Origin of the sequence: Neobacillus niacini (assembly GCF_031456445.1) — a bacterium.
Taxonomy (GTDB): Bacteria; Bacillota; Bacilli; order Bacillales; family Cytobacillaceae; genus Neobacillus; species Neobacillus niacini_I.
The window spans coordinates 26,313-50,474 of record NZ_JAVDUQ010000040.1 but is presented as its reverse complement, the minus strand read 5'-3'; the positions used below and the strand labels follow the sequence as shown (position 1 = coordinate 50,474).

Annotated in this window: 21 protein-coding genes; 15 read left to right on the top strand and 6 right to left on the bottom strand. The window is 37.9% G+C overall.

Annotation, left to right across the window (positions count from 1 at the left end):
- Window positions 1-431: 431 nt before the first annotated feature.
- The gene (locus J2Y67_RS23865; RefSeq protein ID WP_310177986.1) at window positions 432-1,262 is read right to left on the bottom strand and encodes an alpha/beta fold hydrolase; all 831 of its coding nucleotides are present in this window, start codon (window positions 1,260-1,262) and stop codon (window positions 432-434) included.
- Window positions 1,263-1,425: 163 nt separating this feature from the next.
- Between J2Y67_RS23865 and J2Y67_RS23860 the strand changes: the two genes are divergently transcribed.
- The 5 genes from J2Y67_RS23860 to J2Y67_RS23840 all read left to right on the top strand — a co-directional run bounded on the left by J2Y67_RS23860 (window position 1,426) and on the right by J2Y67_RS23840 (window position 6,040).
- A complete protein-coding gene (locus J2Y67_RS23860) occupies window positions 1,426-1,620 on the top strand; it encodes an IDEAL domain-containing protein (RefSeq protein ID WP_310177984.1) in 195 nt (64 codons plus the stop codon).
- 160 nt (window positions 1,621-1,780) lie between these two features.
- A complete protein-coding gene (gene spoIIP / locus J2Y67_RS23855) occupies window positions 1,781-2,935 on the top strand; it encodes a stage II sporulation protein P (protein ID WP_310177981.1) in 1,155 nt (384 codons plus the stop codon).
- A gap of 191 nt (window positions 2,936-3,126) precedes the next feature.
- Window positions 3,127-3,702, top strand: coding sequence for a DeoR family transcriptional regulator (locus J2Y67_RS23850; RefSeq protein ID WP_310177979.1), 576 nt, complete (start codon window positions 3,127-3,129; stop codon window positions 3,700-3,702).
- A 31-nt stretch (window positions 3,703-3,733) separates the two neighbouring features.
- Window positions 3,734-5,389, top strand: a complete 1,656-nt coding sequence (locus J2Y67_RS23845; RefSeq protein ID WP_310177977.1) for a copper resistance protein CopC — start codon at window positions 3,734-3,736, stop codon at window positions 5,387-5,389.
- 33 nt (window positions 5,390-5,422) lie between these two features.
- Window positions 5,423-6,040 carry a YcnI family copper-binding membrane protein gene (locus J2Y67_RS23840; protein ID WP_310177989.1) on the top strand — a complete coding sequence of 206 codons (618 nt, stop codon included), beginning with the start codon at window positions 5,423-5,425 and terminating at the stop codon, window positions 6,038-6,040.
- Window positions 6,041-6,820: 780 nt separating this feature from the next.
- On the opposite strand, the gene J2Y67_RS23835 is transcribed toward J2Y67_RS23840, so the two are convergent.
- Window positions 6,821-7,468, bottom strand: a complete 648-nt coding sequence (locus tag J2Y67_RS23835) for a YitT family protein (RefSeq protein ID WP_310177975.1) — start codon at window positions 7,466-7,468, stop codon at window positions 6,821-6,823.
- Between the two features lie 234 nt (window positions 7,469-7,702).
- On the opposite strand from J2Y67_RS23835, the gene J2Y67_RS23830 reads away from it, so the two are divergent.
- Both J2Y67_RS23830 and J2Y67_RS23825 read left to right on the top strand, forming a co-directional pair.
- Window positions 7,703-8,887, top strand: coding sequence for an LL-diaminopimelate aminotransferase (locus J2Y67_RS23830; protein WP_310177972.1), 1,185 nt, complete (start codon window positions 7,703-7,705; stop codon window positions 8,885-8,887).
- 126 nt (window positions 8,888-9,013) lie between these two features.
- Window positions 9,014-9,463 (top strand): CoxG family protein, encoded by a 450-nt coding sequence (locus J2Y67_RS23825; protein WP_310177970.1) that lies wholly within the window; start codon window positions 9,014-9,016, stop codon window positions 9,461-9,463.
- Between the two features lie 170 nt (window positions 9,464-9,633).
- Here the strand turns inward: J2Y67_RS23825 and J2Y67_RS23820 are convergent, their stop codons facing one another.
- Window positions 9,634-10,257, bottom strand: coding sequence for a transglutaminase-like domain-containing protein (locus J2Y67_RS23820; RefSeq protein ID WP_310177968.1), 624 nt, complete (start codon window positions 10,255-10,257; stop codon window positions 9,634-9,636).
- Between the two features lie 431 nt (window positions 10,258-10,688).
- On the opposite strand from J2Y67_RS23820, the gene ppc reads away from it, so the two are divergent.
- From ppc to J2Y67_RS23795, 5 genes are all read left to right on the top strand, one after another.
- Window positions 10,689-13,451, top strand: a complete 2,763-nt coding sequence (ppc, locus tag J2Y67_RS23815) for a phosphoenolpyruvate carboxylase (protein ID WP_310177965.1) — start codon at window positions 10,689-10,691, stop codon at window positions 13,449-13,451.
- 1,218 nt (window positions 13,452-14,669) lie between these two features.
- Window positions 14,670-15,215, top strand: a complete 546-nt coding sequence (locus J2Y67_RS23810; protein WP_310177964.1) for a hypothetical protein — start codon at window positions 14,670-14,672, stop codon at window positions 15,213-15,215.
- Window positions 15,216-15,536: 321 nt separating this feature from the next.
- Complete coding sequence (locus J2Y67_RS23805; protein ID WP_310177963.1) at window positions 15,537-16,823, top strand: coiled-coil domain-containing protein; 1,287 nt, start codon at window positions 15,537-15,539, stop codon at window positions 16,821-16,823.
- A 225-nt stretch (window positions 16,824-17,048) separates the two neighbouring features.
- Window positions 17,049-17,147 (top strand): YjcZ family sporulation protein, encoded by a 99-nt coding sequence (locus J2Y67_RS23800; RefSeq protein WP_310177962.1) that lies wholly within the window; start codon window positions 17,049-17,051, stop codon window positions 17,145-17,147.
- A 20-nt stretch (window positions 17,148-17,167) separates the two neighbouring features.
- A complete protein-coding gene (locus J2Y67_RS23795) occupies window positions 17,168-17,326 on the top strand; it encodes a YjcZ family sporulation protein (protein ID WP_310177959.1) in 159 nt (52 codons plus the stop codon).
- A gap of 129 nt (window positions 17,327-17,455) precedes the next feature.
- Here the strand turns inward: J2Y67_RS23795 and J2Y67_RS23790 are convergent, their stop codons facing one another.
- The 3 genes from J2Y67_RS23790 to J2Y67_RS23780 all read right to left on the bottom strand — a co-directional run bounded on the left by J2Y67_RS23790 (window position 17,456) and on the right by J2Y67_RS23780 (window position 20,077).
- Window positions 17,456-17,860 (bottom strand): YkvA family protein, encoded by a 405-nt coding sequence (locus J2Y67_RS23790; protein ID WP_310177957.1) that lies wholly within the window; start codon window positions 17,858-17,860, stop codon window positions 17,456-17,458.
- 93 nt (window positions 17,861-17,953) lie between these two features.
- The gene (locus J2Y67_RS23785) at window positions 17,954-19,675 is read right to left on the bottom strand and encodes an AAA family ATPase (protein WP_310177956.1); all 1,722 of its coding nucleotides are present in this window, start codon (window positions 19,673-19,675) and stop codon (window positions 17,954-17,956) included.
- A gap of 144 nt (window positions 19,676-19,819) precedes the next feature.
- Window positions 19,820-20,077, bottom strand: coding sequence for a hypothetical protein (locus tag J2Y67_RS23780; RefSeq protein ID WP_310177954.1), 258 nt, complete (start codon window positions 20,075-20,077; stop codon window positions 19,820-19,822).
- Between the two features lie 275 nt (window positions 20,078-20,352).
- Here J2Y67_RS23780 and J2Y67_RS23775 point away from each other — a divergent pair, with 275 nt between their 5' ends.
- The 3 genes from J2Y67_RS23775 (at window position 20,353) to J2Y67_RS23765 (ending at window position 24,137) form a co-directional block, all read left to right on the top strand.
- Window positions 20,353-21,933, top strand: coding sequence for a peptide chain release factor 3 (locus tag J2Y67_RS23775; protein WP_310177953.1), 1,581 nt, complete (start codon window positions 20,353-20,355; stop codon window positions 21,931-21,933).
- Window positions 21,934-22,200: 267 nt separating this feature from the next.
- Window positions 22,201-22,956, top strand: a complete 756-nt coding sequence (gene sigI, locus J2Y67_RS23770; protein WP_310177952.1) for an RNA polymerase sigma factor SigI — start codon at window positions 22,201-22,203, stop codon at window positions 22,954-22,956.
- Window positions 22,953-24,137, top strand: coding sequence for an anti-sigma-I factor RsgI family protein (locus J2Y67_RS23765; protein ID WP_310177951.1), 1,185 nt, complete (start codon window positions 22,953-22,955; stop codon window positions 24,135-24,137). The genes sigI and J2Y67_RS23765 overlap by 4 nt, the downstream gene beginning before the upstream one ends.
- Window positions 24,138-24,162 lie beyond the last annotated feature (25 nt).

The following is a 24,162-nucleotide window of genomic DNA, read 5'->3' as shown; positions in this document are numbered from 1 at the left end:
GAAGGACAAAACTTAGTAGGAAAACGAGCAAAATGTCCTTCATAAAGCCGATGAAGGACAAAACTTAGTAGGAAAACGAGCAAAATGTCCTTCATGAAGCCGATGAAGGACAAAACTTAGCAGGAAAACGATCAAAATGTCCTTCATGAAGCCGATGAAGGACAAAACTTAGCAGGAAAACGATCAAAATGTCCTTCATGAAGCCGATGAAGGACAAAACTCAGCAGGGAAACGATCAAAATGTCCTTCATAAAGCTGATGAAGGACAAAACTCAGCAGGAAAACGATCAAAATATCCTTCATAAAGCCGATGAAGGACAAAACTTAGCAGGGGAACGAGTAAAATGTCCTTCATAAAGCCGATGAAGGACAAAACTCGGTAGGGAAACGTGGAAAATGTCTATCAGTGTGTTCTCATAAGTCTTTCGAAATTAGACAGCCGCCAAAAACCTCTTGATTTGATGGTATACTTCCTCCGGGCGTTCTTCCGGAACAGCATGTCCGGTTTCTTTTAAAACGATCAGCTCTGAGTTAGCTAAATCCTTATTTAATCGTTCTCCCACATGAAGCGGCATGGAGCGGTCATGTTCGCCCCATATCAATAAACAAGGTGTCTGAATTTGTTTAAGCACCTCCACTGGGAGATCTCCCTCGCGATGGCGAATCATTTTCGTAAGAGCCACAAAGATATTATCCTGTAAAAATGGCTGCAAGTAGCCATTTATCATATCCTCATTAATTAATGAATGATTATAGAGAGAATCCTGTAGGTTTTTCTTCACACCGGTTCGGGCCATCCAATATTTCACAAATAGATGGAAATAGGGAATGTAACTGGTAAGAATCAGCGGTAATCCAGATCGTTTTAAGTAAGCAGAACTGCAAAGAAGAATGGCTTTGTCAGCAAGCTCCGGCATCATATGCAGGATATTAAGCACAATTTGGCCGCCCATGGAGTGACCTAGCAATGTCATCTTTTTTATTCCAAAAAGCTCCGTAAGTTTAATCACCGTTTGAGCGAGATTTTTATAGGAGTACACATAACGACTGGACTTATCACTTTTCCCAAAAGGGGGAAGGTCAACGGATAAAACTTGATAATCCTGCTTTAATAAAGGAATTAAATGGCGAAAAGTAAAAGTGGATGAAAGAAAGCCATGCAATAAAATAACCGTTTTGTCCGTTGTTGATTTTGGATAGAATTCATAATAAATATTGATGTTATTTACTTGCTGATGCCCGGTTAACACAGCCTGTTCCATTTAATCCGCCTCCAACTCTTATTAAAAATGGATGGCTATAATTTTCCCAAATAAAAGCTTATTACACATTAAAAAAAAATTACCAAAAATTTTTAAAATAAAATATTTGAATTTTTAGAAAATTACTTGTATAATAAAAAAAAACTAAAGGAGTTGATTTCCAATGGAAAAGAAATTACTTAATTCACCACAACAACCGAATGAGGATATGGATTCAAAAATGGCTGAAATGGTGTTAAACAATGCCTTGCTCGAATTTCGCAAAGCAAAAATCCGGGAGGAAATCGATCACTCCTTAATGGAAAGAAATAAAGAAAAATTCCTTAAGCTAACCGAAGAATTAAAGAAAATTTCGTAGTTCATTCCCTAACCATAACCATTTAAAATGTTTGAAGCCCCTTTCTCTACGAAAAGGGCTTCTTTGTTTTATTCTACTTTTTTCCCTAGCATTTTTTAGAAAGTTACTTCTATCTATCATTTCGTTTGCATACCATTTTGATAGAGGGAGGTACAAAGCGATGAAAAAAAATAAGCCTTTTAGTTTATTTATCCGCATTAATGGTGCGGTCCTATCGGTTATCATCATTTTTATCCTAATTGCTGGGATGACAACGATTTTTTCGTTAAAAATGTCTTCGGATTCGGTTGGAGAGGTACTAGAAACATCTGATTTAAATAAACTGTATTTGTATTTTTTCGGAAGTGAAAACAAATATTATATCCAGAATCGTAAGGATATTAAAGATATTCCATTAACAAAGGTTGGATTTCAAATTGCAACTAATATAAAAATTAGTGACATTCGAAGCTTTTTTGAAAGAGAATTACCGGGTTTTGCAGAATTTAATACAAAAATTGAAATTGCCGGTCAAGGAACAGATTTAACTACATTGCCAATAGAATCCGCACCGCCTATGGAAGTTTTATTAAAAGAACGAGAAATTGCCCAAAACCAATTGAATGATAATGATTCAAAAGAAAATAACAACACACCTCCTCCAAGTCAAACCACAAATGGAAAACAAGTAGTGTTTATCTATCATACACATAGCTGGGAATCCTATCTGCCACTATTAAAGGGAGTTACAAACCCGGATGAAGCTGTTAGTTCAAATAACCGCGTAAATGTTGTCGGTGTTGGTGATTACTTGGTTAAGGATTTGGCTGCAAAGGGGATTGGCAGTGACAATAGCACCATCAATGCTACGCAAGAGCTTCACAAAAGAGGGTTGGATTATTACTCGGCCTATAAATATTCAAGAAGTGTCGTTCAAGAGGCAATGGCGGATAATCAAAATCTAAATTTTATGATTGATATTCACCGTGATTCATTAGGAAGGCAAAAAACAACTACGACAATAAATGGGAAGAGCTATGCTAGATTAGTTTTTATCGTCGGGCAGGCTAATCCCAACTTTGAACAAAATAATATATTGGCTAAAAAGCTTCATAATGCACTAGAAAAGAAATATCCAGGGTTAAGTCGAGGTGTTGTTTCAAAAGGTCGTAGCGAAGGAAATGGGGTTTACAATCAAGACCTTTCACCACGGGCAATACTGCTAGAGGTTGGAGGTGTCGATAACAATATGGCAGAACTCCATAATGCAATCGATGCCTTTGCAGATGTTTTCGGTGAATATTATTGGAATATGAAAAATGCTAAAGCGTTTTAATTTGAAACAGAGGACCGCACATTTAAAAGCGGTCTTCTTTTTTGTATAGGGTGTTAAATTATGTTGTGTTTCTGTTTGAAAATGTGATTGTTCAACATTTATTCACAAATTGTTCATATAGTTATATTGTTAATCAAGCTTAGGTCAATTAAGATGAGTATTGGAAGGTATTCTTAGGGATGTGGATATAAATGTTACCAGTTGAACGGAGAAAACAAATTGTAACGTGGTTGAATCAAGAGGGTGCATTATCGGTTTCCGATATCAGCAAACGCCTAAATGTATCAGAAATGACGGTTTATCGCGATATCAAACCATTGCTTGAAGAAAAGAAAATAATTAAAACCTCGGGCGGGATATCCCTAACGCCAATCATGAATGATTTCTTGAACGCTTGTACATATTGTTTAAAAGAATCGAATAATCGTCACCCTGTCCAGATCATTTTGAATGATTTACGGGTGGAGCAGCTATGCTGCCCACATTGTGGATTACTTCGATATAAGGATATTGAAAAAGATGTATCTCAAATTATCTGCCGCGATTTTCTGAATCATTCAACGGTGAGTGCCAAGATGGCTTATTACCTAATGGATGCTGATTTTAACTTGAATTGCTGCCAGCCGCAGGTATTAACTTTTGAGTCGCTAAAACATGCCGAGCAATTTCAAAAAGGTTTTGGTGGAAACATCTTAAGATTCCAGGAGGCGGTTGTGAATATTCAAAAGAGAATGAATGGTGAACATGGCTGTTCCTGTCATAAGTAGCTGTGGAATTAAAAAGGAGGGGGGTGGGACATTGAATGTAAAAAAGAAAGGTAGCCTATTTTTGCTGGTGCTTATTCTTTTTATTTGTTTATTTCCATCTATTTCTTCTGCACATGCTTATATTAAAAAATCAACACCTGTAGAAAATGAAATTTTAGAAAAACCACCGACAAAAGTAATGATTCAATTCGATGAAACGATCCAGCCAGAGTTTAACTCCGTTCAAGTGTTTGACTCAAATGGCAAACGCGTGGATTTAAAAAATGGCAGAATTGATCCAAAGCAACCCTCGATACTTGAGAGCGGCTTAGAGAAAAATCTTCCAAATGGAACGTATCGAATTCAATGGAAGGTTGTCTCGAATGATGGTCATCCTGTTCAAGGTGTGATTCCGTTTCAAATTGGTGAGAGCGGTTCGGGTCAAAATTCAACTGTCATCCATACTTCTACAAAAGGATACACTCCCACACTGGATTTAATTGTGATTCGCTGGCTGCAATATATCAGCAATGCAGGCTATATAGGTGTACTCTTTTTTATTTTAGTTGTCATATCGAAAGAATCTGCTGAAGAGTTGTCAGTTAAAAAGCCATTAATCAAGACAGTGAAGTTTTCCTTTATATTTTTATTATTTAGTATCCTATTAAGCCTGCCGCTTCAGGCTACAATTTTAACAAGCAGTGGATGGATGGATGTATTTCGATTATCTACCTTCCAGGATTTGATTTTGAATACGCAGTTTGGAGCCATGTGGCTTGTTCAGGTGGTCATGCTTGTTGTTCTTGCGATTCCTACCCTTTTATTAGGAAGAAAGAAAGTCAAAAATGATAGGCTTGATTGGGTATGTTTTGTTCTGGGGATTGGTCTATTGTTAACTAAATCGTTAACAAGTCACGCTGCCTCTACAACCAATAAATTTCTTTCTGTTTCCATTGATTTCTTGCATTTACTGGCTGCATCTGTCTGGATTGGAAGCCTAATAGCAATGGTTGTACTGCTGCCTATGGTTAAAAAATCCGAAACAAAGGATGTTTATTTAACTATCATCCGGAAATTTTACAAATGGGGATTATTCCTTGTAGTACTTTTAGCTTTTACAGGTGTATTTGGCAGTCTTTCTTACATCCCGAATCTGTATTCACTCACCCATACGGATTATGGCAAGGTGTTAGTCGGAAAAGTTATTTTCCTTATTTTTATGTTACTTTTAGCCGCAATTAACTTTTTGAAAGGGAGAAAGAGAAAGGAAAAAGGACTTTCCGGTACCATTTGGAGTGAATTGCTGATTGGTGTGGTTATTTTAATCCTTTCTGTTCTGCTCACCAATTTGCCGACTGCGATGTCCTCTCCAGGGCCTTTTCAGGATACGAAAACAATTGAACAGGGGAATAAGCTTACATTAAGGGTTACCCCGAATGTAATTGGAGAGAATTTATTTGAGGTTACGATCAAGGATAAAAAGGGACAGCAAATAAATGGGATTGATCAAGTTACCCTAACGTTTACATCACTAGACATGGATATGGGTAGTAATACGGTTACCTTAAAGAAAAATGCAGAAGGAAAGTACGTCTTGAAAGGCATGAGCTTCAATATGGCAGGGAATTGGAAGGTGCACCTGCACGTCCTAACCAAGTCATTGGATACCATGGATACCGATTTCCAATGTTTTGTTGGAAGCGAGTAAATAAAAATACGAGGAGAATTTAAAATGAAAAAAATGATTGGGAAGGTCACAAGAGTATTCGTTCCGGCATTAGTGAGTTTGTTTTTCTTTGCTAGTATCGCTAGTGCACATGTAACCGTTGTTCCGAAAACTTCATCCACAGGGGCATGGGAAACCTATACGTTAAAAGTTCCAGTGGAGAAAGAGGTTGCCACAACAAAGGTTACAGTAAAGGTTCCGAAAGGATTAGAAGTGGAGTCCTATCAACCGGTACCGGGCTGGAAGTATACAACTGAAAAGGATTCAAGCGGTAAGGTAAAAACCTTCACATTTGAAACAACAGGTGACGGAATTCTACCGGGGCAATTTCAGTCCTTTGTATTTGTGGCTAAAAACCCTGATACTGCAAGCAAAGCCGCATGGGATGCCTTCCAATATTATAAAGACGGAAGTGTGGTAGAATGGACAGGAGATGAAAGCTCTGATTCACCCCATTCCATTACCGATATTGTTACAGCAACGACAACAGACCATCACGATACACAGCCTGCAGCCGAGAAGAAAGACACAAATACAACAGCAGAAAAGTCCAAGTCAAACAATGCCCTGCCAATCGCAGCCATCGCGATTTCCGCCGTGGCACTTGTACTTTCATTCCGTAAAAGAGGATAAAATAACAAAAAAGACCGGGCAAATTCTAGTAACGGGTTCTCTTTTGAAGTACAAAAAGTGAAGAAACAGGTTAAATAACTTACGGAAAAGCATGGTAATTCGCAAAGGAATTCACCATGCTTTTATATTTCTTTAAACCCATATAAACCCCAAAAATTTATCGTGTTTAAGATATTTAAACAATGTCCTTAAAATCAAGGCTCTGTTATTCATCATTGTTGATTTTCGTGTAGGTATAAGAATTCATAGGCGGAGAATTTCCGGCTAATGTATATTGTGGAGGCTTAAGAAGCAGATATAAGCGGAGATATTCCGATTAACTGCTCTAAATAAGAAAAAATCCAAAGATTTGGATAATATAAACGGAAAAACTTCCTTTATTTTTAGGGAAATATGGGTATTTCCCAATTTAGACGGAATTTTACCGTTTATTTTTCAAACACTGTGAAATCAACATTCAGTTATATTAGAGCCAAAATAAATAACCTTATCTGATAATCCGATTCATTGGTGAAGGGATGTATTGTTTATGACTACTTTCTTATACATAATTTAACATAGTAATTCACATCTATTTTAACAATCCAATTATTAGATAGAGAATATCTATTCGCAAGTTGTTATTTACTATGTGACTTTATGTGCTATTTTGCCAAAAAACAATGATATAGCAATAAAAAATAGGGTGAGAAAATCATTGCGATTTCGCACCCTATTTGCATTGCGATTTATTGTTTTGCACCTTTAAAGAGAACCCGTTACAATTCTAGCTCGGTCTTTCTACATATATACGCTCTCAGGAGTATCTTTCTGATTTTTCTTTTTAACTGCTTCGACTAAGATTTTAAAGCCTTTTAGAGAACGCTGAAAAATTGGACTTTGAATAAAGGTGTATAAAAACGTTGCAATAAAGACGGGTCCTCCTAATAATAATCCAATGATTAAGACTACACTCTCCACAATCATTCGTGCTTGGCTGACAGATAATCTAGTTTTGTCGGAGATGGATAACATAAAACCATCTCGCGGGCCTGCTCCAATCCCTGCCGCGACGTACATGCCTCCACCAATTCCCGTAATGATGATTCCGGATAGCAGAATGAGGTAGTCCACCCAAGTATGGGTAGCCTGCGGAAGGATATCGAGCCAGAGGAAAAAATCCATGACCGGACCGATAATCAAAGCGTTTAAGAAGGTTCCGATATTGATATACCTTCTATCCGTTACAAAAGAAATGATCACAAGAACCAGACCGCAAATCACCGACCATGTTCCGATTGAAAGACCAAAATGATTGTATAAAGAAACATTCAAAACTTCCCATGGGTGTAACCCGACATGTTTCACCTTGACCGCGATTGCATTCCCGAGTCCGAAACAAACCAATCCTGCAAAAAATAAAAAATATCGAAAAAGGATAACCACCACTTTAACCCCCATAAACACAAACTTAATTTATCAGAATTTTAAAACCTATCTTACGATTTTAAAATATAGCGGTAGTATTATCAATTTATTTTTTGAAAATAACCGTCCATGAATGAAATAAGGTAATAAAAGTTTGTTAAAATAGTTTCGAATTGTTTTATAATTAAAGGAGTGGAAAATTTCAACCGGATTAAAAATTATCCTGCGAAAACTAATAACCCGAGGTGAATAGGAATGGAACTGGTTGCATCTGGAAAATTGCAGAAAATGACGGCAAGTATTTTTCAAGAGGTTGCAGACCGTAAGAAGCAAGCCATAAGAAATGGAAAAGATGTGATTGATTTAAGTGTGGGGAGTCCTGATTTGCCGCCCCCTGCATTTGTGGTTGATACGTTGGTGGAATTTGCCAAGGATAAAAGCAAATATGGTTATACCTTAAAGGGAATTGCAGAATTTCATGATGCCGTAAGTTATTTTTATCAGCACCGTTACGGTGTCAAACTTGAGCCGGAAACAGAGGTACTGCAGCTGATGGGTTCTCAGGATGGGCTTGCCCATTTAGCTACTGCTATTTGCAATCCTGGTGATTATGTATTAGTCCCGGACCCTGGATATCCGATATACGAAGCGAGCGTAACGATTGCAGGAGGTGTTGTTTATCCGATGGCGTTACGTGCAGAAAATGATTTTCTGCCGCAGTTTGATGAAATCCCATTAGACGTTTTAGAAAAGACGCGAATGATGATTTTAAGCTATCCTGGTAACCCGGTGACGGCACTTGCGGACCGAGATTTTTTTGAAAAAGTAATTAGGTTTGCTAAGCAGCATAATATCTTGGTTGTACACGATTTTGCGTATTCTGAATTAATTTTTGACGGTCACCCGCAAATCAGTTTTATGTCCATTCCCGGGGCAAAGGAAGTTGGAATTGAATTTAATTCCCTTTCTAAAACTTTTAATATGGCCGGCTGCCGTATTGGCTATGTTGTTGGAAATGAAGAGGCGCTGAAAATTCTTGGTGGGTTAAAATCGCATATTGACTATGGGATTTTTTATCCGATTCAACAGGCAGCCGTCAAGGCGCTCACTTCTGATTATACTTGTTTAAGTGACCAAGTGAAGGAGTATGAGATTCGCCGTGATGCGTTAATCGCTGGTCTTGAAAAAAGCGGCTGGAAAGTATCAAAGTCTCCAGCAACCATGTTTGTTTGGGCGAAGATCCCGGAGGGGTGGACCTCACGCCAGTTTGCCTTTGAATTGATTGATCACGCGGGGGTAGCAGTCGTTCCAGGTGATGCCTTTGGGCAATTAGGGGAAGGTTATGTACGTATCGCAATGGTGCAGCCAACGGATCTTTTAACGGAAGCAGCTGAACGGATTCAGGTATTCTTAAAGGAAAATTCGTATTGTGTGAAGTAAGGATTTTCATAGGTTTATCAAGTGGTATTTCTTCTATTCTCACTTAATGAATCATATATCTAAATAAAAGACCTTCAATTGGGCTAATTGAAGGTCTTTTATTTGGAAGGGAAAGAGGGAAAATAAATGCCAAGCGGAAAGCACCAGGTAGTTTTGGATTTACCCATTGAAGTAGTTTGGGGTTTTGTGAAGGATATGGAAAATTGGGCACCACTTGTCCCTGGTTATATTCACCATGAAAAATTAGATGACCACAGGTCAACATGGGAATTTAAAAGTGACATCGGGATTATGAAAAAAAAAGTTAAATTATTAGTTGAAATAACGGAGTGGAATGAGCCGACAAGAGTGTCCTTTACATTAAAAGGAATAAAAGAAAAGTATAACGGCGGGGGTTATTTTGAGGCGGAAGCTCAAAGCGCGAACAAAACAAAAATGACAGGATTTTTAGATGTTAGTGCAAGTGGTGCTACGGCACCAATGGTCAATTCTGTTTTAAAAAATTCCATTCCGAAGCAAGCGGAGGAAATGGCGTTAGCCATCTCTACAAAATTAGAAGAACTTAAGCGAGTATAAGTCAAGGGCGAAGGAAATACTTTATCGGTACCAGAAGGAAAATCCATAAGTATTGTTACTATTAAACTATTTGAAAAGAGGGTGTCCCAAAAGTATAACTTTTAGGGGCACCCCTTTACACTATTGTCCTCTTTATTTGATGAATAGAAAAAACACAACAGTTTGAGGAATCAAACGGTTGATTTATTATGAATGGCTTCCGGTCTGTTAAAAAATAATTCATTGCAGTCCTTGGAACACCTCATTGAAAAAACTACCTCTTCTAATGGTTTACTAAAAATATAGGGATAATCAATTTCACCTAATTCTTGACGAATCGGGTAAGCAAGTTTCTCCTGATTCACGCTAAATTCAGAAGAAATCCCCGGCTTATTACCACGAGGATCAACACGAAACCACCCACCATATTCTTCAAAATAAACAGCATTGAATCCATGGAGCGCATATCCTGATTCAGGTGTGCCTTTTCGTGTCACGCGCTGATAACAAAATCCAGCAGGAATTTCCATCGCTCTTAAAAAAGCCGCCAACAAATGGGATTTCGCAAAACAAATCCCTTCTTTTTTCTCAAATGTTTCTGAAGCGCTAATAGTGATAACTGTACTTTCTTTGTCGAACGAATGTTGAATTTCGTCTCTTACAAAATGAAAAGCCTGTTCTGCCCACTCAAACTTACTATTACTATCCCCTTGAAATTCCTTTACTTTTTTAAGGATTTGAGGATGTTGAAAATTTATAGGATCCGACTCTTCTAAATAGGTAGACAACTCAGATGAACAAACGATTAATTTCATTGATAATCACGCTCCCGTTTTAGTATATATCTTTAACCACGGGATTTCTGTGACTTTTTTCAATAGTATCCCCTTTAACAAATACCTGAATTATTCATAAAAACTTTTTGGTATTTTGATTATTTTTATCTGGTGAGCGAAAGGTTATTTCCATTTGAGTTTTTCCAGAGTAAAGTGAATTAAATAATTGCTTATTCAATATAACATCAAAACTAAAAATATTAGTTGTTATAAAGAATAGAAGATATAGAATATAGTGATTTTAGTGAAATTGGTTCTGACAGATTAATAATGAATGAAAGCGCTTTATCGATTTAATTGATTAAAATTTTATAAAAAAGAAGGAGTTTTATTCTACATTTTTTGAAGATTATGTTATATTTATATTTAAAAATTTATTAGAATTTTTTGATTAAGGGAAGGTGAGATGAATGGCAACAGAATTAAAAGTAAATGACAGCAGTCTTCCATTGCGTAGAGATGTCAAACTACTTGGCCAAATGCTTGGTGAAATCCTGATCAATCATGGAGGGGTAGAATTATTCGACAAAGTCGAAAAAATAAGAAACATGTGCAAATCCCTCCGAACTGAATATGAGGAAGAAACCTATTCCGCTCTTAAAAAGGAAATCTCCACTTTAAACAACCCGATGCGTATGCAAGTGGTCCGTGCTTTTTCGATGTATTTCCATTTAATCAACGCAGCGGAACAAAACCATCGGATTCGCAGACGCAGGCAGTATCAACTACAGGCAGAAAGTAACGTTCAACCCGCATCGATTGAAAGTGCGGTCCTCTCATTAAAAGAAAACCATATATCGAAAGAAGTCATTCAGGAAGTCCTAAAAACGTTATCACTTGAGCTAGTGATTACAGCCCACCCAACAGAAGCAACCAAGCGGTCAATCCTTGAAATTCAACAACGAATTGCGGTAATTTTAGAGAAGCTTGATCATCCGCTATTGACGAAAAGAGAGCAAAAGAAGCTCGAAGAAAGCTTGTTTAATGAGGTAACCATCCTTTGGCAGACGGATGAATTACGGCATAACAAGCCGACAGTAATGGATGAAGTCCGCAACGGTCTTTATTATTTTGATCAAACCCTTTTTGAGGTCCTTCCTGAAATCCATCAAGAGGTAGAAGATAGCCTTGAAAGAAATTACCTTGACACAAAATGGGAAGTTCCAAATTTTCTCCGTTTTGGTTCATGGATTGGCGGAGATCGTGATGGAAACCCAAATGTTACGCACGATGTGACTTGGGAGACTTTAATTCGGCAAAGAAGAATTGTGTTAAAGAAATATAAAGGGGTTCTGACTGATTTAATGAAACGGTACAGCCATTCCACTACAAGGGTAGGAGTAAGTGAAGAACTCCTACAATTGCTGGAGGCGCAAGAAAATAAGTATTTAACGGAAGATAAACAGTGGCCTGTCAAAACGGAGGTATACCGCCGGGTTTTTGCAGTTATGATTGAGCGGGTGAGACAAGTTGGGAAATCTGTAGTTGGTTATCAATCGGCTGAAGAGCTGTTAAAAGATTTGTTTGTCATTCAAAGCAGTCTAAAAGGTCATCACCCTGCTGCCCATGAATTGCGCTCCATTCAAAAGTTAATCCGTCAAGTTCAGTTGTTTGGCTTCCACCTTGCTACTCTCGATATCCGAAACCATAGCGGGGAGCATGAAGCAGCGATTACGGAAATTTTAAGGAAAGTAAGAATCACAGAAAACTATGGCGAGCTTTCCGAAGATGAGAAGATGAAAATTCTGCAAAATATTTTAATCGATCCGCGTCCGCTCCTTTTGCTAAATGAAGATTATTCGAAAGAAACACAAGAAATGATTAAAGTATTCCATATGATTAAAAAGGCACATGAAGAATTTGGTAAACGTTCCATATCCGTTTATCTTGTCAGTATGACAAAATCTCCAAGCGACCTGTTAGAGGTACTTGTCTTGGCAAAAGAGGCTGGAATTTACCGGCTCCATGCGGATGGTACTTTGGAAAGCCATCTGAATGTGGCACCGCTGCTTGAAACCATAGATGATTTAACAGCAGGACCAAAGATTATGGAAACACTTTTCAAAATACCGTTATACCGTAATCATTTGCAGATTATGGGCGACCGGCAGGAAATTATGCTTGGTTATTCTGACGGAAGCAAAGATGGTGGGACCTTAACCGCTAACTGGAAACTTTATAAGGCACAGATTGAAATTCACGAGATGGCCAAACGCTATCAGATTGCTCTGAAATTTTTCCATGGCCGCGGCGGTTCGCTTGGACGTGGGGGCGGTCCATTAAACAAAAGTATCCTATCACAGCCTGCCGAAACCATCGGGGGTGGAGTGAAAATTACTGAACAAGGTGAAGTGCTGTCTTCTAGGTACCTACTTGAGGACATTGCCTATCGAAGCCTTGAACAAGCAATTTCCACACTGCTTAAGGTTGCAACACATGTATCAAAAGAAGCTGATCATGGGATATTAAGAAATTCGGAATGGGAAAAAGCAATCGATGAAATTTCCAACGAATCTTTAGTAAAATATCAGTCTCTTGTGTTTCATGACCCAGATTTTCTTACTTATTTTAATCAGGCAACCCCACTCCGGGAATTAGGGGACTTAAATATCGGTTCAAGACCGATGAGTCGAAAAAAACAAGGGCGATTCGAAGATTTACGGGCGATTCCATGGGTGTTCGCATGGACACAAAGCCGTCAGCTGCTGCCTGCTTGGTTTGCTGCAGGGACGGGATTAGATAGCTTTGCATCAAAGAATGGGAAGAATTTGACCTTATTACAGGAAATGTACCAAAAATGGCCTTTCTTCCAATCGACAATTGATAACCTGCATATGGCATTAATGAAGGCAGATATTACAACCGCTAAGGAATATTTGACACTTGTTGAGGATCAAACCATTGCTGAAAGAATTTTTACCAATATTCTTAATGAATATGAAAAAACAAAAGCCATTCTTTTAAAAATAACAGGTGATCAAGAATTGCTCGATCATACACCAAATATCAAGGAATCGGTATTTAGACGTAATCCATATGTTGATCCATTAAACTTTTTACAGGTTGAGTTAATAAAAGAATTGCGCAGCCAGGACGAGCCTAATGATGATTTGTTAACGGAGGTATTATTAACCATCAGCGGAATCTCTGCAGGACTTCGGAATACTGGTTGATTTATTAAAAAACAATCTGTTGGTTACCAGAGATTGTCAGATTGTCGAGAAAGGGTATTTTTCTCGGCAATTTTTTATTATGTCTGAATTTAAACTACCGCTTTTTCATTAAAAATTTGTACCTGCTAACTGGCCTGTTGATTTCCGCTCCGGGTGCTTCGCTTTCCGCGGGCGTGCAGGGGAGCCTCCTCGGCGCTTTGGCGCCTCCGGGGTCTCCCCTACCCCGTACTCCCGCAGGAGTCTTCGCACCCTCCGCTCCAATCAACAGGGGAGAATCAACCTAATGAATTGCCACACACTTTTTCTATCCTGGCCAAGTGTGTGACAATCTTTTTTATATTTTGGCATGCATCAGTAAGGAGATCCTGTTCACTTACATTCTTCAATCCTCGAAATCGGCAGTTGCGAAGCCCGTACAGCTCTTGAGTCTACAACAAAGCTTCGCTCATTTATTCCCTTTCTAGCTTTTTTCTTGTATTAGATAAGCGATTTGACCTTACCTTTTCCTTGTATTCTTCCCATTCATTGCCCAATCGAGCTGGAATGACTGTAAAAAAGGAAAAGAAAAGTGGTTTCATTGCCCGAACGAGTTGGTTATCTCGTAAAAAGGGAAAAGAAAAGTGGTTTCATTGCCTGAACGAGCTGGTTATCTCGTAAAAAGGGAAATGAAAAGTGGTTTCATTGCTCGAACGAGCTGGTTTTCTCGTAAAAAGGGAAAAGAAAAGTGGTTTCATTGCCCGAACAAGCTGTTTTTCTCGTAAAAAGGGAAAAGAAAAGTGGTTTCATTGCCCGAACGAGCTGTTTTTCTCGTAAAAAGGGAAAAGAAAAGTGGTTTCATTGCCCGAACGAGCTGTTTTTCTCGTAAAAAGGGAAAAGAAAAGTGGTTTCATTGCCCGAACGAGTTGGTTTTACCGAAAAAGGGAAAAGAAAAGTTTACTTTGGCTAGACTCTTTTGGCTTAAACATTAAATATACCAATTATTTTTATTATTTATTGGTTGAGTTGTAGGTCTTTATTGAATACACCTGTCGATTGGAGCGGAAATCATCAGACCTGTTGAACAGCCTATATAATACCTTTAATAATAAATTAACACGGTGAATGGATAATGAGAGTGAATGAAATAAAAGACTGTCGAAAGTTTTTCGATAACCTTTAATTTAAAAGATTCCGAAAATTATATATACTATTAATAAAAAACGAAATCGGGTGAATAGGTTGGCGATTTATAGTCATTCAAGTATTTTAACAGAAAACGAGATTGATTTTTTATTAGATTTATTGCCAACTTCACATAGCCGAACACCCGATATTTACATATTTGACGGCTGGCAGGGGATCACCACACAAACGGAAAAGGGAAGTGATTTATCCGCTCGCTATTATTTACTAAAACATCTTGTGAAGTCTTCTATTTTTTCTAGCTATAATTATCAACAATGCAAAATTTTTATCTACTTATTTAACCTGCCTTATCAAGACCCTTTATTAAAAAAGCTTCATGGCGTTTTTTGCTTATTTCATGAAATGCGTCATCATCATCAATTTACCACAAATGAACATAAGTTTTTACAGTCACTTACAGGTTCACCATTACTGGGCGTATCGTATTCATTTTCATGGGTGGAAAAGGATGCAAACCGGCATGCAATCAAGTGGATGCGCAGAAATCGTAAAAAAATAAATGACCAATTTCAGCTCCATTTCCATCAATGGGATATTGGAGTGAATGAACAGAACAAATTAAGAATACTTCCGGGCTAAAAAGAGTGGTGCAGAAGATCTAATCAAACTGATTGGGTCTTCTTTTTTTTGAACATATTGTTAACTTTCGTTAGAAAATGGCGTTTGAAATATAAATGTAATATTATCATAACTTTTTTGACAAAATTAGATGTTATACTACTAATTGCAACAAAATAATTAAAAGATTGGTCATTTTATGAAGATGACCTAATACATAATGATATATTTTATGAATAATAGACTAGAATACATAGAAATTTGTCAAATAGTTACCGTGAATTTTGTCGAAATTCAATGAGGGAAAATAAAAAATTTGACGATAAGAAAGCAGGGAATCAATTGAAAAAGAAACTAACCGCCCTTAGTACGATTGTAATGCTTGGTCTTGGAAGTGCCTATTCCATTCCAGCTGTGAAAGCTGCACCAAATAACAATTTACAAAGTATAAAAGGTCAGCGTTCGGGAGTTCAAGCGGGTATTTCAAAAGCTAATAGCGAAATTACAAAGGTTCAAAGTGATCTTGCTAAATTAATAGAACAAACTAGCCGTGTTGATCAAGCGATCAAAGATAATAATTCCATGATGAAAAAAACAGAAATAAACATTCAGGATTCGAAATCCCAAGTTCAGAAATTAGAACAAGAAGTTTCTGTCATAAAAAAAAGAATTGCAACACGAAATGAAATTTTAAAAAAACGTGCTGTTTCATTCCAAGAAAGTGGCGGAACCGTTAATTATCTTGACGTCTTATTAGGTGCTTCAAGTTTTAGTGATTTTATTGATCGAATGGGTGCTGTTTCTACGTTTGTTCAAGCGGATCAGGATTTTATTAAACAGTATGAAGCAGATAAAAAGGAAGTTGAAGTTAAACAAGCTACCGTTCAAAAAAAGCTGACAGAGCTAAAGGAAATGAAAACAGAACTTGTAGGTATGCATGATCAGATTTTAGATCAAAAAAAGGAAAATGATACATTAAAGAAAGAACTTAAACAAAAAGAAAAAGAACAATTGGATCGCATTGCGAAACTAAAAGGAAAAGATCGGGAACTTGCCTTAAAAGAATATAACATGATGCATGCAAACAATGTTGCTCCTGCGACTGTTTCTGCTAACAATAACAATTCTGGAAATGACAACAGCACTAGCAATTCATCAACACCATCACCGTCGTCGCCTTCGTCTAATGAATCCGGTTCAGACGATAACACACCAGTTGCGACTCATACAGGTGCAAGTGGAAGTGTTCAAGAGGTCATTACCGCTGGAAATAAATATATTGGAAATTCTGTTTATGTATTTGGCGGCGGTCGTAACGCATATGATGTGGCCCATGGCCGATTTGATTGCTCAAGTTTTGTTCATTGGGCATATGCACAAGCAGGATATAATATTGGTTCAAGTACTGACTCCTTAAAGTATGCAGGAAGACAGGTTCCTGCAAGTCAAATGAAGCCGGGAGACCTTGTATTCTTTAATACTTATAAAACGGATGGTCACGTTGGAATTTATGTCGGCGGCGGAAAGTTCATTGGTTCGCAAAGCTCCACAGGTGTAGCGATTGCATCCATGTCAAATAGTTATTGGAAGTCAACATTCAACGGACGAGTTGTTCGAATTATTGATTAATTGAAAAAGAGAGAAGTGGTATATATGCTGCTTCTCTCTTTTATTGATCGTTTTTATTTAGATGGACCAAAAGCCTCCATAGTAACTCAAAATAACCCTGCCCATCTTTCTTAAAAGATGGGCTTATTCTTTTTTTTCAAAATTGGGTAACAGGGATAAGTGTCTAGTGCACATTTTTAGGTGCATGAATAGGATATATAGAAATTAAATAAGGAGGTAATGAAAATGACTGGTGCAGTAGGCGGATACGCCGGCGGCGGCTTTGCCCTTCTAGTAGTATTATTTATCTTGTTAATCATTATCGGAGCTTCATGGGTAATTTAAAAAATAGGAGGTAATGAAAAATGTTTGGATATGGTGGATATGGTGGATATGGTGGTTTTGGCGGCGGATGCTGCGGTTACGGATATGGTGGAGCAGTTGGAGGCTGGGGCGGCGGTTTCGCATTAATCGTTGTCTTGTTCATCCTATTAATTATTGTAGGTGCTGCTTGCTTCTATTAAAAAATTAAAACTTGAATGTAATTTAAAAAAATCAATAAGTGCAGCGGTTTTTTAATCGCTACTTCCAATTAAGAAAGGCAAGGTACCCCCTTGCTTTTCTTATTTTGTGGTTGGGGCAATGATCCATATTCAGTCAAGAGGGTTTTTGCTTTTCCATTTTTCAAATTCATCTAATTCCCCTGATATTTTTTTGATGGCATAACCAATCACGGCAGCATCATCCACAATTCCTAATCCAACAATAAAATCGGGAATCATGTCAATTGGAGAAACAAAATAGAGAATAGCACCAATAACCGTTGCCAGTGTACTCTTAGATATGTTTCGATACTCACCTTTTGAATAGGCTTTAATAAGCTCAATTAAGCGTTCCAATTTCCCCAGAGCATTGCCTAAAGAATGTTTCTGTTCTTTCCCTTTACTTTGTGCCTGTGTTAGCAACTCACCTGTTTTTTGTTGATTATTGAGGAATTCAAGGGCTTTATTTTTATATTTGTTGAATTCTTTTTTTACCTTTTCCTGATTACCGAACAAAGATATCACTTCTTTCCAAAGAATACAGTGTTAGTTTGCCACGAAAAGCAGAAAAAAACACGAGGTGCGTAGTGCACACCTCGTGCTCTTCATCTAGGCTGAAACTAAATTTCCCAACACAATCTCATCCACTTCGTCGCCTTCGATTGTTTCCTTTTTTAATAAAGCATCTACTAATTGCTGATACTGTTGATAATGGGTTTGAATCAGAGCTTCGGCCTTTTCTAATCCTCTATCAAAAAGTTCCTGCATTTTTGTTTCTTTATCCTGTTTATTAAACGTAAGGGTAAATCCATTTTGCAGCATTCCGGTATCAACCATTTGTTCAATAATCTGTTTAGCCTGCTGGACATCACCGCTAACACCAATACTGTGTTCACCCAACATCATTCTTTCAGCAACTCCGCCGGCTAAAATCATTGCAATCCGCTCAAGAAGATCACTGGTTGTTGATAAATGAAGTTCCTTTGGAATTGGTGCAACATAACCAAGTGCATCACCTCGAGGGATGATGGTTGCTTTTCTGACAGAACCTGGTTTTGTTATAGAAGCAACAAGGGCGTGTCCTGCTTCATGAATGGCCACGCGGCGCTTTGTTTCAGAATCCTGCAAAGTACGGGAAGTACTTCCTAAGATGGTACGATCAAGTGCATAATCAAGGTCTTCTTTATAAATCATGTCTTTACCGGCGCGGACAGCACGTCGGCTTGCTGTTTCAAATAAAGCTTGAAGCTCGGCACCCGAAAAACCTGATGTACTCTCGGCTAAATCGTCTAATGAAACAAGAACATTATTAGCAAGTGCCTTTCCTTTTGCATGAATCGCGATTATTTCCTTTCTTCCCTTTGTATCTGGAAGAGGGACATGGAAAGAGAAGTCAATCCTTCCCGGACGCAAGAATGCATCATCGAGCATATCTTTACGGTTGGTTGCGGCGATAAAAAGGATCCCGTCATTCGCATGACCGCCGTCAAGCTGTACAAGAAGCTCTGTTAATGTTTTTTCTGCTTCTTCCCCGCCATGTGCTTTCCTTTTTCCTGCAAGTGCATCGACCTCATCAATAAAAATAACGGCTGGACTTTGCTTTCTTGCGGCTTGGAATAAAGAACGAACCCTGCTAGCTCCGACACCGACAAAGAGTTCATTAAAGGCAGAACCACTTGCGGAAAAAAATGACGCATTTAGCTCTCGGGCTATGGCCTGGGCTAATAATGTTTTTCCAGTACCAGGAGGTCCATATAACAAAATCCCTTTTGGCGGTTTAATCCCTAATTTTTGTGCTCTTTCCGGTTCCTTTAGGGTGTAAAGGGTTTGTAAAATTTCTTCTTTCATTTCCTCTCCAATGCCACCTACATCATCTAATGTTGTAGAAGGAAGAGTTCGTGCTTTCGCAACACTATTTTTCATGGAGTTGGTAAGCCCGAAGCCGCCTTTACTCTTTTGCAGAGCGAATGCGGCGGCTGCAAGAAGAATTATGACACCGCCGAGCACCCATTTTCCGTATGGACTGCTATCCGAATAGGAATAATTAATCTTATATTTTTCTACTAGCTTGTCTACCATTTGGCTATTGGGGGGAACATGGGAAATATATTGGGCGTTCCCTGCTTTAATATGAATACTGCCATCAGCACGCTCGGTTAATGTAACCGTCTTACCCTGCTGATTTTGTATGGTTTTCTCCACAGACGAGAAAGGGATTGCCACTTCTGCATTTGAATTCTGAACCACCCAAATAATACCTACCACCACAAATATAAACGCTACAAAGAGCGGAATAAACTTCGAAACTATTTTTTTCGTTTTTTCATTCAATTTCCATCATCTCCTTTAACAGAGTACTTCTCTATTATAAAAGGGAATGACGAAAAAAGGATGTGGGAATCGGAGGAAAAAGCTTAAGTGTTTGGAAAAAGGAAACCTTTCTGATATCAGAAAGGCAGCTAAAGTGAAGAAGGTTTAAAGGTTACGAAGGGCTGGAATGATGGGTGCTAATACACTTTGAGCAAGAACACCGATACTAACGCCTTGGCTTTGTGCTTTGCTCCATTTAAAAACATGAACTTTTTCTGACTTTCCCTCATACAAAAATAATAACTGATCGCCATCTTCGACAATTCCAATTTTTTTATAAGCTATATGATTCTCCCTTAGAACAATTTCAAAGGCTTTATGTATTAAATTTAAGGTAGGTTGATCAAACGATGTAAGATTCATTATTTCCTCCTAAATTTTTGTGAAATAAATTATTAAACAGCTTTCTTCATTATATTCTTATTTTCATGGAGAAAAAAGAAAATAATTGGTGTCGATTAATTGGAGATTGCAAAGTAATCTCAAGACATATAAGATTGAAGTTATGGACAAAAATTAATTGTTAAAGAAAACTCGCCGACTGGCGAGCCCCTAAGGGCGGTTCATGAGGCGTAGTTGAACTTATGCCTGATAGGAAAGTTTTCTTTCCTATCGGCCAAAAAAGAGAGGAAGTCAAGATGGGAAACAAATTTACAGAAGAAGTATTATCGCGCCGGACCTTTGCTATTATTTCCCACCCAGATGCCGGTAAAACAACATTGACTGAAAAATTGTTATTATTCGGTGGCGCCATACGGGATGCGGGAACGGTAAAAGCAAAAAAGACCGGGAAATTTGCGACAAGTGACTGGATGGAAATTGAAAAGCAGCGGGGAATTTCGGTTACATCCAGTGTGATGCAATTTGATTATGATGGATTTCGTGTCAATATATTAGATACTCCTGGGCACCAAGATTTTAGTGAAGATACGTATCGCACCTTAATGGCTGTTGATAGTGCCGTGATGATTATCGACTCCGCAAAAGGGATTGAGGAACAAACACTTAAATTATTTAAAGTTTGTCGGATGCGGGGAATTCCAATTTTTACGTTTATGAATAAACTTGACCGTCAAGGGAAACCGCCGCTTGAGCTTCTGGCAGAATTAGAAGAAGTCCTTGGCATTGAGTCCTATCCTATGAATTGGCCTATTGGCATGGGAAAAGAATTTCTTGGAATTTACGATCGTTACCACAATCGAGTTGAGCAATTTCGTGTGAGTGATGAAGATCGATTTATCCCTTTAAATGATGAAGGGGAAATTGAAGGGGAGCACTCGATTAAGAGCTCCGGCCTTTATGATCAAACAGTAGAGGAAATCTTTCTTCTTAATGAAGCGGGAAATGAATTTTCTGCTGAAAAAGTTGCTGCTGGTACGTTAACGCCCGTTTTCTTTGGCAGTGCTTTAACGAACTTTGGAGTGCAAACATTCTTGGAGTCCTACCTCCAATTTGCTCCGCCTCCAAAACCAAGAAATTCATCCATTGGGGAAATTGATCCGCTTGGAGAGAATTTTTCAGGTTTTGTTTTTAAAATTCAAGCGAATATGAATCCTGCGCATCGTGACCGGATTGCCTTTGTCCGAATTTGTTCAGGTAAATTTGAACGCGGGATGACGGTTAATATCCCTCGTCTTGGGAAACCATTAAAGCTTTCACAATCGACCTCGTTTATGGCTGAAGAAAGAAATACGGTGGACGAGGCTGTAAGCGGTGATATTATCGGATTATATGACACTGGAACTTACCAAATCGGTGATACATTGACGACAGGAAAAGATGATTTTCAATATGAAAGACTGCCGCAATTTACACCGGAGCTCTATGTGAAGGTATCTGCTAAAAACGTCATGAAGCAAAAGTCCTTTTATAAAGGAATTCAACAGCTTGTACAAGAAGGAGCCATTCAGCTTTACAAAACAATTAGAATGGAAGAATATTTGTTGGGAGCTGTGGGGCAGCTGCAATTTGAAGTTTTTGAGCATCGAATGAAGAATGAATATAATGCAGAAGTTCTAATGGAACGCATGGGGTCCAAGATTGCCAGATGGGTCGAAGGAGATGAAGTAGACGAAAATCTTTCAAGCTCTCGAAGCCTGCTTGTAAAGGATCGCTATGACCATTTTGTATTCTTATTTGAAAATGACTTCGCCCTAAGATGGTTCCAAGAGAAAAATCCAAAAGTTAAATTATACAATCCAATGGATCAGCACGAATAAAAAAGCGACGGGAAGCTCCCGTCGTTTTTTTGTAATGTTTTTGGAAATTTTATTATACACACCCCCACAAATCCTGTTACATAAAACGTACTTTTGTAATGAAAAAGCGATCGCAAAAAAATCTTAAGGAGAGGAAACTAGATAACGGTTTCATTTTGGATAATAAACGAGGAAATAATAGTTGATTACGGACTGTTTTTCTGAGCTGGTAATGACCCCCTAAAATCTATGACACCATCCATATGGTATAATTGGGTGAATAGAGAGGTGAGTCTAATGCTCAGTTTGTTGTTCATGACCAAAAACAAGAAAAAAACACTGGAGGAATCGGTAAAATTAATTCAGCAAGGTGACCGTATTCTTCTTAATGAACTGATTGAATCGTACAAACCATTTATTGCAAAAACAGTTTCTTCTGTATGCAAAAGATATATTTATGAAACGGATGATGAATTCAGCATTGGGCTGTTAGCCTTTAATGAAGCGATTGAAAAATATTCATCTGAGCGGGGAAGTTCACTCCTAAGTTTTGCTGAGGTTTTAATTAAAAGAAGAGTCATTGACTATATTCGTAAACAATCAAAAAATCAACATATTAGTCTTGATTTCCAAAGCGCATCCCTTGAGGAAGAGTCTCCAAGTACGGTAATCGTAAACGAACTTTCACTAGAAGATTATCATAAAAAAACGGATGAGCAGCTCAGAAAGGATGAAATTATTCAATTTCAACAACTGCTGAAAACCTTTGATTTAAACTTCAGTGATTTAGTGGAAAATTCTCCAAAGCATGCAGATGCACGAAAAAATGCAATTCTTACCGCTAAAATGATTGTTGATCACCCGGAGCTTAAAGAAATATTACTTGAAAAAAAACGTCTTCCTATTAAACAATTAGAAAACATGGTAGAGACAAGCCGAAAAACAATTGAACGAAATCGTAAGTATATTATTGCAATTGCTCTTATTTTATCAGGTGATTATGTTTTTCTAAAGGAGTATATAAAGGGGGTGCTTGAAACATGAAAAAAGGAATTGTAATGGAAATTGATGATGCGTTTCTATTACTCTTAACCCCGGAGGGTGAATTTTTACGTGCAAGAAAAAGGAATCAACCCTATGAAATCGGCGAAGAAATTCACTTTTTTCCCATGGAAAATAATGAGTTACATGGTTCCCGATCCAGATGGACGGTAAAAAACCTGTTAAAAATGAAACCTGTATGGGCAGCGCTAACGGTTCTACTTTTAATTCTTGGGTCCTTTATTCCTGCGTATCAAGATAATAAAGCGTATGCCTATATGTCGATTGATGTAAATCCAAGTATTGAACTTGGTGTAAATAAAAAGATGCAAGTGGTCGAATTAACAGGCTTTAATAAAGAGGGAAAGAAAATCATAGCGAATATCTCTAACTGGGAGAAAAAAGATGTTTCAGACCTCACCCAAAATCTTCTTAGCGAAATGAAAGAAGAAGGCTATTTAAAGGAAAAGGAACATGTCATTATTTCTACCGTTCGGACAGAACAGGTTGAAAAACCGGTTGAAGACAAGCTGAAAGAAAATATTGAGGAAATTAAGGACACAGTAAATAAACAGCATCTAGAGGCCACCGTCCTAAGCGGTTCGGAAAAAGAAAGAAAAGAAGCTCATCAATTAGGAATTACTACTGGGAAGTATAAAGAGAATAAAATTCAATCCATTCAAAATGCTGAAAATATCGAAACGAACGGGAGTAATGGAAAGTCTAAAGGTCAAAAAGCAGTTCCGGCTCCTATGGCACAGCCTGCATTACCACCGGGTCAGCAGAAGAAACTTGATGGTGAAAAAAATGTACCTAATAATTTCTCTGCTAATAAAGAAAAACAAAGTAATCACGGTCCATCGAACCTTTCACATGGTAAGATGAAAAATAGCCCTGAAAAGAAATCGAAAAAATACGAAAAAAAGGACCATAGCTCTAAAGACGCAAAACCTGGTCACAAAAACAATTCCAGCTATAAGCGCCAATACAGTAACAAGAGCAATTCCAGTCAAAAGCACCAATACAGTAACAAGAGCAATTCCAGTCAAAAGCACCAATACAGTAACAAGAGCAATTCCAGTCATAAGCATCAATCTAATAATAAGAATAAATCCAGCCACAAGGGAAACTCAAATCAAAGCTGGAGTAAAAACAACCCAAATTGGGATCGTTACATAAGATAAGTAAAAGTCCGGCTTTCCCGCCGGA

Coding starts and splice junctions, on each gene's coding strand:
- J2Y67_RS23865 (WP_310177986.1), bottom strand. CDS start 1,262: ATGGAACAGGCTGTGTTAACCGGGCATCAGCAAGTAAATAACATCAAT.
- J2Y67_RS23860 (WP_310177984.1), top strand. CDS start 1,426: ATGGAAAAGAAATTACTTAATTCACCACAACAACCGAATGAGGATATG.
- spoIIP (WP_310177981.1), top strand. CDS start 1,781: ATGAAAAAAAATAAGCCTTTTAGTTTATTTATCCGCATTAATGGTGCG.
- J2Y67_RS23850 (WP_310177979.1), top strand. CDS start 3,127: ATGTTACCAGTTGAACGGAGAAAACAAATTGTAACGTGGTTGAATCAA.
- J2Y67_RS23840 (WP_310177989.1), top strand. CDS start 5,423: ATGATTGGGAAGGTCACAAGAGTATTCGTTCCGGCATTAGTGAGTTTG.
- J2Y67_RS23830 (WP_310177972.1), top strand. CDS start 7,703: ATGGAACTGGTTGCATCTGGAAAATTGCAGAAAATGACGGCAAGTATT.
- J2Y67_RS23825 (WP_310177970.1), top strand. CDS start 9,014: ATGCCAAGCGGAAAGCACCAGGTAGTTTTGGATTTACCCATTGAAGTA.
- J2Y67_RS23820 (WP_310177968.1), bottom strand. CDS start 10,257: ATGAAATTAATCGTTTGTTCATCTGAGTTGTCTACCTATTTAGAAGAG.
- ppc (WP_310177965.1), top strand. CDS start 10,689: ATGGCAACAGAATTAAAAGTAAATGACAGCAGTCTTCCATTGCGTAGA.
- J2Y67_RS23800 (WP_310177962.1), top strand. CDS start 17,049: ATGACTGGTGCAGTAGGCGGATACGCCGGCGGCGGCTTTGCCCTTCTA.
- J2Y67_RS23795 (WP_310177959.1), top strand. CDS start 17,168: ATGTTTGGATATGGTGGATATGGTGGATATGGTGGTTTTGGCGGCGGA.
- J2Y67_RS23780 (WP_310177954.1), bottom strand. CDS start 20,077: ATGAATCTTACATCGTTTGATCAACCTACCTTAAATTTAATACATAAA.
- J2Y67_RS23775 (WP_310177953.1), top strand. CDS start 20,353: ATGGGAAACAAATTTACAGAAGAAGTATTATCGCGCCGGACCTTTGCT.
- J2Y67_RS23765 (WP_310177951.1), top strand. CDS start 22,953: ATGAAAAAAGGAATTGTAATGGAAATTGATGATGCGTTTCTATTACTC.